Here is a 14,293-nt window from a genome sequence, read left to right as displayed (position 1 = left end):
CTTGTAATTTATATTACTTATTGATAATTGATCTACCGTCAAGATAGTATGGTAAATCTTTATTTTTCTTTCTACGAAAAATAATAATACCTATAGAACCTAAAAATAAAATAATTGATAATAATTGTGAAACTCTAATGTCACCAAAAGCCATCAAGCTATCAGTACGCATTCCTTCAACAAAAAATCTACCAAATGAATACCAAACTACATAACCTAAAAATACTTCGCCACGTTTAAAGAAATTGTTAATATGTCTTAAGTTCATTAATAATATGAAACCAAAGATATCCCAAATAGATTCATATAAAAATGTTGGTTGACGATATGCCCCCTGAATAAACATCTGATTGATTATAAATGATGGTAAATGTAAATGTTGCAAGAAAGATAGACTTGTAATTTTACCAAATGCTTCTTGGTTCATAAAGTTGCCCCATCTACCAATACCTTGTCCCATTATTACCGTCGGGGCAATTATATCTAACATTAACCACACTGGTATAAACTTACTGCGACAATAATAAAATACAACTATACCAGCACCGATTAAGGCTCCATAAATGGCTATTCCACCATCCCAAACTTTAATAATTTCATCTAAATGTTGACTATAATATGGCCATTGGAATGCAACATAATAAATACGAGCACAAATAATCGCAATAGGTAATGCCCATAAAATCATGTCATAAATATTATCTGCAATAATTCCACGTTTAGAACCTTCTTTAACAGAAAGATATACTGCAATCATAACTGCACTAGCAATGAAGATTCCATACCAATGGACTTGAATTGATCCCAAATTAAATGCAATCGGATTTAAAGATAACGAAATAAGATCTCCTCCATTCAATATTTAATTAATTATTAGTTTTTGAATTTTCTTTAATTAAACTGTTTAAATTATCATTGAATACTTTAGTTGCATCATACCCCATTGTTCTAGCTCTAAAGTTCATAGCAGCAGCTTCAACGATAATAGCTAAATTACGACCTGTTTTAACTGGAATATTAATTCTTTCAACATCAACATCAAAAATTCGTCTAGTCTCACCAGAATTACCTAAACGATCATAGTCTTTATTATCTGACCAATTTTCCAAATGAACAATCAAATCTACTTTAGTTTTGGAACGTACAGCTCCAGCACCAAATAAATTCATCACGTCAATAATTCCAATTCCACGAATTTCCAATAAATGACGCAAAATTCTTGGAGCTTGTCCAACTAATGTTTGTTCATCTTGTTGGTATACTTCTACTCGATCATCAGCTATTAAACGGTGTCCACGTTTAACTAATTCCAAAGCGGTTTCACTTTTACCAACTCCTGAATCACCAGTCATTAAAACTCCTAATCCATAAACATCAACTAAAACTCCGTGCATAGATTTTCTTTCTGCCAAATTACTCTCTAAATAATTAGTCATATTACTTAGAACTCTAGAAGTTGTTAGTTTCGATCCTAAGATAGGAATATGCTTATTTTTAGCAGCTCTAATTAATTCATCTGGAGGGTCTAGTTGCGTAGAAATTACAAAGGCCGGTGTCTCTGGATGACACATTTCCTTCATAACTTTATAAAGATCAGCACTATTCATACCTTTTGCGTATGAAGTTTCAGTAATACCTAGCAATTGAATTCTTTTAGCTGGATAATAATTAAAATATCCAGTTAACTCTAAACCAGGTCTGGAAATATCACTAGTAGTAATAGGTCTATCTAAATAATCCTTACCATAAAAAATATCTAGATGTGTATTTTCAACCAAGTCAGCGACACTAACATTATAGGTCATAAGTTTACCTCCTATATTATTATTATTTTACCATTTTAATTATTATCTTTTAATCTTAAAAGCACATTAAAAATAAAAAAATAAGCAAGTATTACTATACCTACTTATTTTAACATTATTCAGTTGACTGATTATTAGATAGTACCGCATTACAAATTGACATTATTATAGATACTAAAATCGCCATACCAAAGGACGTAAAATGAAAATTACTTCCAACAATATATGAAGTTGCTTCTAACATAAACGCATTTAAAACAATGCTAAATAATCCTAATGTCAAAATATTAATTGGTAATGAAAGGATAAACAATACCGGTTTTACCAGAGTATTCAAAATAGCAAGTACAAACGCAGCTATAATTGCAGTTGTTATATTAGCAACATAAAAGCTTCCTTGAAAGAAGCCTGCAATAGCTATAAATAATAAGGTATTAACTAATAAACGACCCCAAAATCCCATTTGTAAAGCTCCTTTATTTGTGATCAAATTCTTGAACATCTTTTAAATTTTTTCTTTTGTCGTTATTCTTAGTAGTTGATTGTTCTTTAGTTTTATAATGATTAAACATCCCATCAAAAGGTCCGGTTGCTTTTTGAGTATTTGGCATTAAAACAAGTAAAATCAAATATGCAAGTAATCCAATACCATGAAAGAACGCAAGAATAATAAAAATTATCCTTATAATTCTAGAATCAATTCCTATATATTCTGCAATTCCACCAGCAACTCCAGTTAACATTCTGTCTGTTTTTGATCTAGTTAATTTTTTCAATTTATTAACAACTCCTTTGAATTAGATATTTAAACACTTTTCATAAATAAATACAATACATTTAACCAAAAAATGATTTATTTAAATAAAACAATCCCTAATTCGTTTGGTGAATCATTATAAATAGCCGATTCAGCAATTTTGATTCGATCATTTCTATTTATTAATTTTAAACGACAAAATGTAGGTGAAGATAGGATTGCTTCATAAAACTCGGCTTCATTATGAACTGTTTTATCATTAACTTCAACAATTCGATCGCCAATTTCCACTCCCATTTTATAAGCGGGAGTAGATGGCCTAATGCCAATCACTCTAACTCCTTCAACGGCATCAGAAAACCACTTTTCAGATTTAAGATCTTGTAACTTATGCTTAATTAAAATTAACAAATAAAGAATAATTATTGTCCCAATTAAATACAGGGTAATCATTGGCAAGAAGTAACTTGTCACTGTAAATGCTAATCCTAAAACACCTATTTTAATAATGGAATTACCAATGTCATTAGAAATCTGACGCGGAACGTTTTTAAAGATTTTCATTTTTGCACTTAAAAGTACAGGTAATAAAAACAAACTAAATGATTGATGTCCAATCATAAATATAGGCCAAAATGAAATAGATTTTTGAATCTGGTCTCCTGGAATTAAAACCAATAATGGAAAAACTGTCATTTCATTTAATATATATCCAGCGACACGATTACCACGCTTATTTTTAGATACTTTGGGAGTATTGTAGTGACCAACAAAATATCGCCAGAAAAAGCCAGATATTAAAACCATTAAACTAATAAGAAATAATATATTTTGACTTGAAGTCATTGATAAATCAATTGAAAATTCAAATTCGTTATTAATAAAGTCAGATAAATTTGGAATTATTGTAATCAAAGTTGTTATTCCAGCTATTATAATTGGAAATAATCTATAAGGAATTAAGATAATATTTAACAATAATAATATTTCATATCCAAGAATCCATGGAACAGAAATAAATGCACCAACTAAAGTTGAAAGAATCGAACCTAAAACACCAAAAATTAAAAAACCTAATAAAAAATGTTTCAATTCAAAATTATTTTGATAGATTGCAGTATTAAAAGAATTTCTTTCACGAGAAATTCTTTTTTTATTATTTAGAATAACCTTAATTATCCCTAACCAAAGAATTGGTTGAATAAAAATTATAGATAACGTTAATAAATAATTCATTTGCTTGTCTCCTAAGTTAATCTGGGTTTTGTTTGCTTAATTTCCATTGTAAGTATGAATTAATAAACTTGTCTAATTTACCATCCATAACATCTTGTACCTTAGCAGTTTCATAGCCTGTACGATGATCTTTTACCATAGAATAAGGATGAAAAACATAAGAACGAATTTGTGAACCCCAGCCAATTTCTTTTTGTTCACCTTCTAATTGAGCTTTTTGCTCAGCTTTCTTTTCTTCTTCTAATTCGTACAACTTTGACTTTAACATATTCATTGCAGTTTCCCTGTTTTGTAGTTGGGAACGTTGAGCTTGGCTAGCAACTACAATTCCAGTTGGTTCATGCGTAATTCGAACTGCAGATGAAGTTTTATTAACATGTTGTCCACCAGCTCCACTAGCTCTAAAAACATCAACCCTTAAATCAGCTGGATTAATATCAATATTTACGGAATCATCTAATTCCGGCATCACATCAACAGAAGCAAACGATGTGTGACGACGACCTGCTGAATCAAATGGAGAGATTCGAACCAATCGATGAACACCTTTTTCTGATTTTAAATAACCATATGCATTTTCACCAGATATTAACAAAGTTGCACTATCAATTCCTGCTACTTCACCAACTTGATAATTTAAAGTTTCTAGTTTGAACTCATGTTGTTCTGCCCATCTAGTGTACATGCGGAGTAACATCATACCCCAATCATGAGATTCTGTTCCGCCTGCACCTGGATGAATTTCTAAAATAGCATTATTACCATCATACTTTCCATTTAATAACATTCCTAGACGATAATTTTCTAAATGATTTTTAGTTTTAGTTAAATTATCTTCAAATTCTGCCATAATTGAAGGATCGTCACCTTCTTCAAGTAGTTCCAAATTAACCTCTAGGTCATCACTCTCATTAGAAATCACTTTAAAATTATCATACTTTTTCTTCAGCTTATTGTTTTCTTCTATAAAATCTTTGGCTTTATTAGGATCATCCCAAAAATTAGGATCTGCCATTTTAGACTCATTAATTTCAATATTTTCAGATAATGAATCTAAGTCAAAGAGACCCCCTAAAGCCAGCAATTGCTTTTTTTATTTTAATAATTTCATCTTTTGCATCTTTTAGTTCCATAAACTTGTTATCTCCTTATGTAAAAAACGGCAATGGAACTATAAAAGTCCATCCCCGTTTTTAAAAATTATCTTTCAATGTTTTGTCTAATTTCAGCCTTCATAAATAGTCTAGTTGTATCATAATTGATATCTGAAACCATTTCTTCAAACATTTGATAACCTTCACGTTGATATTCAACTAATGGGTTTAATTGACCATAACCTCTTAACCCAACTGATTGTCTCAATTGATCCATTTCATCAATATGATCAGTCCAATGCGAATCTACAACTCTTAAAATAACTACCTTTTCAAATTCAAGCATTTGATTAGGATCATATAATTGATCTTGCTTTTCTTTATACACTTGTTTAGCAAGATTCATTAAAGTATCTTTAATTTCATCAACAGATTTATTTTCTAGATCATCTAAACTAATGCGATCAGGACTAACTAAAGCACTAATAGCAAAATCTAAAATAGTATCTAAATCCCAATCTTTTTTATCTCCTTGGGTATGCAGATTAACAATTCTATTAATAGTTCTTTGAATCATTGGCATTAGTACCCATTTAAGAGTTTTATTTTCTTCAATAATTTGATACCTTTCACCATAAATAACATTACGTTGTTGTCTCATAACATCATCATATTGAAGAACTTGTTTTCTAGAATCGTAATTATTACCTTCGACACGTTTTTGAGCAGATTCCACTTGCTTAGTAATTAATCTACTCTTAATAACAGCTGATTCTCCATCAACTTTCATATTTTCTAGGAAACTCTTAATACGATCAGAACCAAAACGACGCATTAAGTCATCTTCTAATGAAAGATAGAATTGTGAAAGTCCTGGATCTCCTTGACGACCTGAACGACCACGTAATTGATTATCAATACGTCTTGATTCATGACGTTCAGTACCAATAACTGCTAGTCCACCTAATTCAACAACACCAGGTCCAAGTTTAATATCAGTACCACGACCAGCCATATTAGTAGCAATCGTAACTGCATTCTTTTGTCCAGCATTGGAAATAATGTCAGCTTCTTTAGCATGATTCTTGGCATTTAAAACGTTATGTGGAATTCCTTCTTCAGTTAATCTATTATCAAGATATTCTGAAGTCTCAACAGCAACAGTACCAATTAACATTGGTTGTCCCTTGGTGTGTAATTCTTTAATTTTACTAATAACTGCATCGAATTTAGATTGAAGAGTTGGATATAATAAATCAGGTTCATCAACTCTAGCAACTGGTTTATTAGTAGGAATTGAGATAACGTCCATATTATAAATTTCTCTAAATTCATCAGCTTCTGTTTTTGCAGTACCAGTCATACCAGCTAACTTATGATACATTCTGAATAAGTTTTGGTATGTGATGTTAGCCATAGTTTTACTTTCTTCTTGAATGTCAACGCCTTCCTTAGCTTCAATTGCTTGATGCAATCCATCAGAAAAACGACGACCTTCCATAATACGACCAGTAAATGAATCAACAATTAATACTTCACCATTGGAAACAACATAATCCTTATCTTTAAGCATAATGTAGTTAGCACGCAATGCTTCGTCCAAATGGTGGGTTAAAGCAGTATTATCAGTATCATACAAATTCTTTAAGTTAAAGTATTTTTCAGCTTTTTCAATTCCTTGATCCTTTAAAGCAACAGTTTTAGATTCCAAATCAATTTTAAAATCATCTTTATTCTTTAAAGTCTTAGCAAAACGATCAGCTTGAATATATAATTCTTGAGATCCCTTAGCTTGACCAGAAATAATTAATGGTGTTCTAGCTTCATCAATTAAAATAGAATCAACTTCATCAACGATAGCAAAGTTCAATGGACGTTGCACCATATCTTCTTTGTAAACAACCATGTTATCACGTAAATAATCAAATCCAATCTCACTGTTAGTGGAATAAGTAATATCGTCATTGTATGCTTCACGTTTTTCTTCGGCACTCATTTCAGTTAAGTTAACACCAACAGTTAATCCCAACCAATTATATAGTTCACCCATTTGTTCAGCATCACGTTTAGATAAGTATTCATTAACAGTAATAACATGAACACCCTTACCGGCCAATGCATTCAAATATACAGGCATAGTAGCAGTTAATGTTTTACCTTCACCAGTCTTCATTTCAGAAATACTACCTTCATGAAGTACAATTCCACCCATAATTTGAACATGGAATGGCGTTAATCCTAAAACACGAGTAGCTCCTTCTCTTGCAACAGCAAATGCTTCAGGAAGAAGGTCATCTAATGTTTCACCATTTTGATAACGTTTTTTAAATTCTGGAGTCTTAGCTTTTAAATCTTCATCGCTTAATTTACGATATTCATCAGCATAGTTATCAACTTTATCAGCTAATTTACTTAAGCGTTTAATATCGTGCTTATCGCTTTCAACCCATTTTTTTAAAATATTAGGCATTAATAAATTCCCTTTCGTTTTTGATTTTGTTTAATTTAATCCGATTTTAATTAACATATATACTATATTATCTTAACATTTTATTGCTACTTTTAAAAATAGTTTTATGTTTTATAACCTAAAAGTAACATAATAAAAGAGTCATCTTGCTAAAGTCAGTCCTTGAACAGTTTTAGCACCATTTTCCATCAATAATTTACCCGCATGACGTATTGTAGTTCCTGTAGTATAAATATCATCAACTATAATAATACTTTTATCAATAATATCATTTTTAAATGAATCATTTAATTTGAAAGGTTGCTTCATACTAATTCGACCCTTACGATTCAAATGCGATTGTGTTTTCTTATCTTCATTAACTAATAAAGCCCTTAAATAGTCAATATTTTCTAAAAATCCTTCTACCTGATTAAAACCTCTCTGTTTAAAAGTTTTATTACTAACCGGAATTGGGATAATTATCCTATCAGGATTTAAATATTGTTCAAAATATTTACAAAAAATTTTTCTTAATCGATAATCACCATTAAACTTATATTTCTGCATATAATCTTTCATTGGCTTATTATATTGAAAAAAGGAATGATTGATTAAAGTATCACCCATTAGTTCCCATCTTGAACAATCTAAGCATTTATTTAATTCAAATTTACCATTTCTACCACACATATAACAACATAAATTATTATCAATCTTTTTAAATAAACATAAACATTCACTACATAAAATTTCATCTTGATACTTTTTAAGACTCAGAATAAACGATAAGGTTAGTTCATTGTTTATAGTTTTATTACACCATAAGCATCTATTTGTCATAATAATTTTCGTCCTAATTTGTTCATATATTTAATTTGTTTAACTGCCTTTTTTATGGTTCTTGTATAGTGATTTATCAAAAAAATCACTTCACCAAATGGACGGTCATTCTTTCTCCCCACTCTACCTGCAATTTGAACTAAAGCCGATGTTGAAAAGATATCATCTTCAGCACCTAAAACAATTACATCTATTCCAGGAAATGTCACTCCTCTCTCTAGAATAGTTGTTGTTATTAAAAACAGTATCTTTTCATCACGCATCTTTTGTACTTTTTTTATGCGATCATCATCAGTTGAATGAACTGTTTCCCATAGTTGAGCATTGAATTTTATTTTCAATAAATCAGATAAAGGCTTTAAATCTTTAACACGCGGAACAAATAATAAAAATCTTTGATTATTATTTATTTTTTTATTAATCAAAGCAACAAGTTGAAATGGCAGTTTTTCTTTATTAAGTTTTAATCTCCAATTTCCTATTAATTTGTTATTAATCTCGGGTAATAAATGTTGATGAAAACGTAATGGCAAATAACTAATGCTTAGTTTATTTTGGTTAACCAATTTAATTAAATCATCAGATGGTGTAGCGGTTAAATACAATAAGCTAGCAATTCGTTTACATGCATTTTGGGCTGCAAAATGTAAACCTGGATCTGATACGTATGGAAATGAATCTACTTCATCAATAATCAGAACATCAAAAGCATGATAAAATCTCAATAACTGATGAGTTGTGCATACTGTAATTTGCGTATATCGATAATCTTCATCTTGACGCCCGTGTAATAAAATAATATCAGTATTTTTAAAAGCAACTTTAATTCTTGGAAATAGTTCGTTACAGACATCCACCCTAGGCGATGCAATACAAATTCGCTTATTTTGTTTAATTGCATCTTCAATTCCTTTAAATAACATTTCAGTTTTTCCAGCACCAGTTACCGCCCATAATAAGTGCTTTTTATTTTGGTTAAAAACATTAATAATATTTTTAGAACATGTATTCTGTAACTTAGTTAATTTCCCCTCCCACGTTAATATTTTATTTGGCTTTTTAAAATCATTAGGTTCATCTAGGTAACATAATCGATTCTTAAAAGTAACTCTACCCAAATTTATACATATTGGACAATAATAGTTATCATTAGGTAATGTAATATCAATTCTATTGCTATCTTGTCCACATCGTTTACAATGAATATGGTTATTATTAATTTCAATTGGAAAATATTTTTTTATTAAATTAGATTTCAATAGATTTGGATCAATCATCATTTCATCAATTTGTCTTCCGTATAATTCAGCTATATTTTTAATCATACTTAATAAATACGAAAAAATAAAAATTTAATATAAGAGGTTTTTAAATGCAAAAGAATTACTTAACAATTAAAACAAAGGGAACAAATGAAATTGATATAAAAAAGTCAAGATTCATTTGTAATATCGCAAGGGTGCAAAATGAAGAAGAAGCAAATAATTTTATTGAAAATATCAAATTAGACAACAAAAAGGCAACTCATAATTGTTACGCATACGTAATTGGACAAGATGATCACATTCAACGTGCTAGTGATAATGGAGAACCATCTGGCACTGCTGGAGTTCCCATTTTAGATGCAATCAAAATGATTGGTATTCATAATACGGTAGCTGTAGTTACAAGATATTTTGGTGGTATTAAATTAGGTGCAGGCGGATTAATTCGTGCTTATAGTAATGCAACTACCAAAGCCATAGAGAGCATTGGAGTAATTGAAAATGTTCTACAAACTGAAATTAAAATTAATGTTGATTACAAATTATTTGATCAATTACAGTATTACTTAAATGAAAATGATATTAATATTATTGATACTCAATATACTGATAAAGTTTCAGTAATTGTGGCTATCGATAACCATTCAATTGAAGCTTTTAAGAAAAAAATAGTCAACCTATTAAATAATCGTGTAGATATGATTGATGGTGATGAAAAATACTTTGAAGTTGATTTTGATCCCTATAAAGATAACAAAAAAGATTGATTCTGTTTAAGAATCAATCTTTTTTAATGATTACTTTTACTAGTATTTTCTTTTACAATTTTTTTAATTGCATTTAACAATGGCTGCCTTCCCTTACCAGCTAAATCAATAGATTCAACAAATAATTCAAGGCCTAACAATGTAGCGATTGTAAGTAAAATTGATCCCCACATTGTTGAAATTGGATATAATAATGAAATAAATGAAAAAATTAAAGCAATTCCATAAATAACTAAAACTGTTTGGCGATGGGTTAAACCAATTTGCATTAAACGATGATGTAAATGTTTCTTATCAGCATGTGAAATAGCTTGTTTATTTAACAATCGCCTTAAAATTGCATAAATAGTATCAGTAATTGGAACTCCCAAAATAATAACTGGAATAATTACAGTTATAAAAGTAGCATTTTTCAACCCATTTAAAGAAAATATGGAAATCATAAAGCCAATAAATAATGATCCAGTATCACCTAAATAAATTCTTGCAGGAAAAAAGTTATATGGTAAAAATCCTAAACATGACGCAACCAGTGCAAATATCATAATAGATACATATGTATTACCTACGTTTAAGAAAAACATCCCTGTAATTCCCATTGTAGTTAGTGCAATTGCTGATACTCCAGTAGCTAAGCCATCAAGACCGTCAATTAAATTAACCGCATTAGTGATTGCTAAAATCCAGATCCAAGTAATTGGTAAACTAAACCATCCTAAACCAAAAGTTCCAATAAATGGTAAAGTTATTGTGTTCATCTGGACACTACCTAAGAAGAAAACAACTATAGATGCCAAACTTATACCTAATACCTTTTGACGAGGTTTAAGAACCCATATATCATCAATAATACCAGTTAATATTATTATGACTTCACCAGCAAGCATCCCATATAGTTGATGTGTGGGCATCTGTTTTCTTAACAAAATAGTTGTAGAAAAGGTATATGACGCAAAAATTGCTAATCCTCCCAGAGTAGGCATAGGAATTTTATTCATTCTTCGTTTATTTGGATCATCAATAGCTCCCCATCTAAAAGCTAATTTTCTAATAAATGGTGTTAAGACAGCTGAAATTATTAAAGTCGCAAATAAGCAAACGATTATTTCAAGTTTTAACATTAATCGTTTTCCTTTCAATTAAGATTATATTAACTAAATTATACAAATATGCACAATCAAAAACAAGTTAGACAAACAAAAAAGGATTCCAATGGAACCCTTTTTTGTTTTATCTTAAATTTAAAAATTACATCATGCCGCCCATACCTGGTTGTGGTGCATTATTACTGCCACCATCATTTTCACTAGGCATATCAGCAACCACTGCTTCTGTAGTTAATAACAAAGCAGAAACAGATGCGGCATTCTGTAATGCTGATCTAGATACTTTAGTTGGATCAACAACTCCAGCTTTAATCATATCTTCATATTTACCAGTTGCGGCATTGTATCCTACACCTGCATCCTTGTCTTTTAAGTGTTCAACAACAACGGAACCATCAACACCAGCATTGTGAGCAATTTGTCTTACTGGAGCTTCTAGTGCGCTTAAAACAATATTAACACCAGTTTGTTCATCACCATTAGCTTCAATAGAACTAATATCCTTTAGGACATTAATAAATGCAGTTCCACCACCAGGAACAAAGCCTTCTTCAACAGCAGCTCTAGTAGAATTTAAAGCATCTTCGATTCTGTATTTACGTTCTTTTAACTCAGTTTCGGTAGCAGCACCTACACGAATTACGGCAACTCCACCAGCTAATTTAGCTAAACGTTCTCTTAACTTGTCGCGATCAAAATCAGATGTAGTAACGTCCATTTGATTCTTAATTTCAGTAACACGTTTATTAATTTGGTCTTTATCACCAGAACCTTGAACAATAGTTGTATTGTCCTTAGTAACATTTACTTTATTTGATTGACCTAATTGATCAATTTTAACGTCTTTTAAGTTAATACCTAAATCGTCAGTTAGAAGTGTTGCACCAGTTAAAGTAGCAATGTCTTGTAATTGATCTTTTCTGCGATCACCAAATCCAGGAGCTTTAACAGCAACAACGTTAAAAGTTCCACGCATCTTGTTTAATACAAGAGTTGGTAAAGCTTCTCCGCCAATATCATCAGCAATAATTAGTAATGAACGACCTTGTTCAACAACTGATTGTAATACTGGCAAAATTTCTTGAATATTATTAATCTTTTTATCAGTTACCAAAATATATGGATTATCTAAATCTGCTTCCATTTTTTCATTATCAGTAACCATATATTGAGACATGTATCCACGATCAAATTGCATCCCTTCAACAACGTCCATGGTAGTGTTAACCCCACGAGAATCTTCGACGGTAATAACTCCATCATTACCTACTTTTTCCATAGCATCAGCAATTAAGTTACCGACTTCTGGATTATCTGCAGAAATTGAAGCTATTTGAGCAATGTCATTTTTATTCTTAACTTCATGTGACATGCTATGTAACTTATCTACAGCTACTTTAGTAGCTTTCTCAATTCCACGACGAATTCCAACTGGGTTAGCACCAGCAGTAACATTCTTCATACCTTCGTTAACAATTGCTTGGGTTAGAACCGTAGCAGTAGTAGTCCCATCACCAGCAATATCATCAGTTTTAGAAGCAACTTCGGAAACTAACTTAGCTCCCATATTTTCAAAATGATTCTTTAAATCAATTGATTTAGCAATAGTTACACCATCGTTAGTAATATTAGGATTACCAGCTGATTCTTCCAAAACAACATTGCGACCCTTTGGTCCTAAAGTTGTTTTTACAGTATTAGCTAATTTATCAACACCTCTTAGCATTGAATTTCTAGCATCTTCAGAAAACTTTACTTCCTTAGCCATAAATACTTCACCTCATTAAATTTTTAATAATTTAGATTATATTTTTTATTATTCAATAATTGCAACAATGTCCTTATCATGCAAAATCAAGTAAGATTCGCCATTGTAGTCAACTGAAGTTCCGGCATATTTATCAAATAAAACTTTATCTCCGGCTTTAACAGATGGTTCTAATTTTTTACCATTATCTAGAATACGTCCAGATCCAACAGAAATAACTTTTCCAGTTTGTGGTTTTTCTTTAGCATTATTTGCTAAAACGATGCCACCAACTGTCTTTTCTTCTTCATTTTGTGTTTCAATAACAACACGATCACCTAATGGTTTTAACATTGTTACTATCCCTCCAATTAACATTTAATAATTATTAGCACTTATATCAAAGAGTGCTAATTACAACTATTAATATATTATGTTTTTTAACTAAATGCAAGAAAGGTGCTTAATATAAAAAGTGCTCTCATAAATATATGAGAGCACTTTTTATATTAATTTTTTTATTTTAATTATCATAATGTTCAATAAAGTAGATAAGTGTTTGTAATTCATTAGTTAAATCTACATTTTGTACCCTTACATTTTTAGGTGCTGATAATCTTTTAGAAGTAAAATTCATAATTCCTTTAGCACCACCAGCAATAGCTTGATCACAAATTTTTTGAGCTACTCCAGTAGGAACTGTTAAAATAACAACTTCAATTTGTTGTTCACTTAACTGCTTTTCAAGATCATTAACATCATAAACCGGTACACCACTTTGAACAGTATTAATCATATTATCGTGAATATCAAAAGCTGCGGAAATTCTTACATTACTATCTTTATGAAAATTAAAATGCAATAATGCTTGGCCTAAATTACCTAATCCTACTAAAGCTGCATTTGTTAAGTGATCTTGGTTTAAGATCTTTTTAAAGAAGTCTAACAAGTCATCAACATCATATCCATAGCCACGTTTACCAAGGGCACCAAAATAAGAAAGGTCTCTTCTAATTGTTGCTGAATCCACTTGAACTGCATCAGCAAAAGTACTTGAAGAAATACGTTTTACTTTTGCATTATGTAATCCACTAAGATATCGATAATACATAGGCAATCTTTTTGCTGTTGCCCTAGGAATTTTCATGTCCATTTCCTCCTCTTGAGTTTTACACATAACGAATTATAATTTTAACACAAAAGCATGGATTGTGAAATACTTTT

Annotated in this window: 14 protein-coding genes; 1 reads left to right on the top strand and 13 read right to left on the bottom strand. The window is 30.4% G+C overall.

All coding sequences use genetic code 11. From position 1 onward, the window contains the following. Positions 1-13: 13 nt before the first annotated feature. The 9 genes from lgt to C7N44_RS06270 form a co-directional block, all read right to left on the bottom strand. Positions 14-859 (bottom strand): prolipoprotein diacylglyceryl transferase, encoded by an 846-nt coding sequence (gene lgt, locus C7N44_RS06310; protein WP_105957069.1) that lies wholly within the window; start codon positions 857-859, stop codon positions 14-16. A 7-nt stretch (positions 860-866) separates the two neighbouring features. After that, positions 867-1,805: an HPr(Ser) kinase/phosphatase gene (gene hprK / locus C7N44_RS06305; protein WP_105957068.1), complete on the bottom strand. Its 939-nt coding sequence runs from the start codon at positions 1,803-1,805 to the stop codon at positions 867-869. 115 nt (positions 1,806-1,920) lie between these two features. Continuing rightward, positions 1,921-2,268 (bottom strand): phage holin family protein, encoded by a 348-nt coding sequence (locus tag C7N44_RS06300; RefSeq protein WP_105957067.1) that lies wholly within the window; start codon positions 2,266-2,268, stop codon positions 1,921-1,923. 13 nt (positions 2,269-2,281) lie between these two features. After that, complete coding sequence (locus C7N44_RS06295) at positions 2,282-2,581, bottom strand: PspC domain-containing protein (protein ID WP_225362961.1); 300 nt, start codon at positions 2,579-2,581, stop codon at positions 2,282-2,284. A 77-nt stretch (positions 2,582-2,658) separates the two neighbouring features. Continuing rightward, on the bottom strand, positions 2,659-3,798 hold the full coding sequence (locus C7N44_RS06290; protein ID WP_105957066.1) for a PDZ domain-containing protein: 1,140 nt from the start codon (positions 3,796-3,798) through the stop codon (positions 2,659-2,661). A gap of 16 nt (positions 3,799-3,814) precedes the next feature. Beyond that, positions 3,815-4,931 (bottom strand): peptide chain release factor 2 gene (gene prfB, locus C7N44_RS06285; RefSeq protein WP_191983101.1). Its coding sequence is split into 2 segments (ribosomal slippage): positions 3,815-4,858 and positions 4,860-4,931, totalling 1,116 coding nucleotides; the frame shifts between segments, so codons are not numbered across the junction. A gap of 67 nt (positions 4,932-4,998) precedes the next feature. Further along, positions 4,999-7,362: a preprotein translocase subunit SecA gene (gene secA, locus C7N44_RS06280; protein WP_105957065.1), complete on the bottom strand. Its 2,364-nt coding sequence runs from the start codon at positions 7,360-7,362 to the stop codon at positions 4,999-5,001. Positions 7,363-7,503: 141 nt separating this feature from the next. Continuing rightward, positions 7,504-8,184, bottom strand: coding sequence for a ComF family protein (locus C7N44_RS06275; RefSeq protein ID WP_105957064.1), 681 nt, complete (start codon positions 8,182-8,184; stop codon positions 7,504-7,506). Next, on the bottom strand, positions 8,181-9,509 hold the full coding sequence (locus tag C7N44_RS06270) for a DEAD/DEAH box helicase (protein WP_105957063.1): 1,329 nt from the start codon (positions 9,507-9,509) through the stop codon (positions 8,181-8,183). Before C7N44_RS06270 ends, C7N44_RS06275 begins: the two co-directional genes overlap by 4 nt. A gap of 47 nt (positions 9,510-9,556) precedes the next feature. Here C7N44_RS06270 and C7N44_RS06265 point away from each other — a divergent pair, with 47 nt between their 5' ends. Beyond that, positions 9,557-10,216 (top strand): YigZ family protein, encoded by a 660-nt coding sequence (locus tag C7N44_RS06265; RefSeq protein ID WP_105957062.1) that lies wholly within the window; start codon positions 9,557-9,559, stop codon positions 10,214-10,216. 23 nt (positions 10,217-10,239) lie between these two features. Here the strand turns inward: C7N44_RS06265 and C7N44_RS06260 are convergent, their stop codons facing one another. The 4 genes from C7N44_RS06260 to C7N44_RS06245 all read right to left on the bottom strand — a co-directional run bounded on the left by C7N44_RS06260 (position 10,240) and on the right by C7N44_RS06245 (position 14,222). After that, positions 10,240-11,337, bottom strand: a complete 1,098-nt coding sequence (locus C7N44_RS06260) for a glycosyltransferase family 4 protein (RefSeq protein ID WP_105957061.1) — start codon at positions 11,335-11,337, stop codon at positions 10,240-10,242. 127 nt (positions 11,338-11,464) lie between these two features. After that, positions 11,465-13,090, bottom strand: a complete 1,626-nt coding sequence (gene groL / locus C7N44_RS06255) for a chaperonin GroEL (RefSeq protein ID WP_105957060.1) — start codon at positions 13,088-13,090, stop codon at positions 11,465-11,467. A 48-nt stretch (positions 13,091-13,138) separates the two neighbouring features. Next, on the bottom strand, positions 13,139-13,423 hold the full coding sequence (gene groES / locus C7N44_RS06250) for a co-chaperone GroES (protein ID WP_105957059.1): 285 nt from the start codon (positions 13,421-13,423) through the stop codon (positions 13,139-13,141). A gap of 169 nt (positions 13,424-13,592) precedes the next feature. Next, the gene (locus C7N44_RS06245) at positions 13,593-14,222 is read right to left on the bottom strand and encodes a redox-sensing transcriptional repressor Rex (RefSeq protein ID WP_105957058.1); all 630 of its coding nucleotides are present in this window, start codon (positions 14,220-14,222) and stop codon (positions 13,593-13,595) included. Positions 14,223-14,293: the final 71 nt, after the last annotated feature.

The organism is Apilactobacillus quenuiae (assembly GCF_002994005.1).
In the GTDB taxonomy this organism is placed as follows: Bacteria; Bacillota; Bacilli; order Lactobacillales; family Lactobacillaceae; genus Apilactobacillus; species Apilactobacillus quenuiae.
This window is presented reverse-complemented; position numbering and strand designations above follow the sequence as displayed.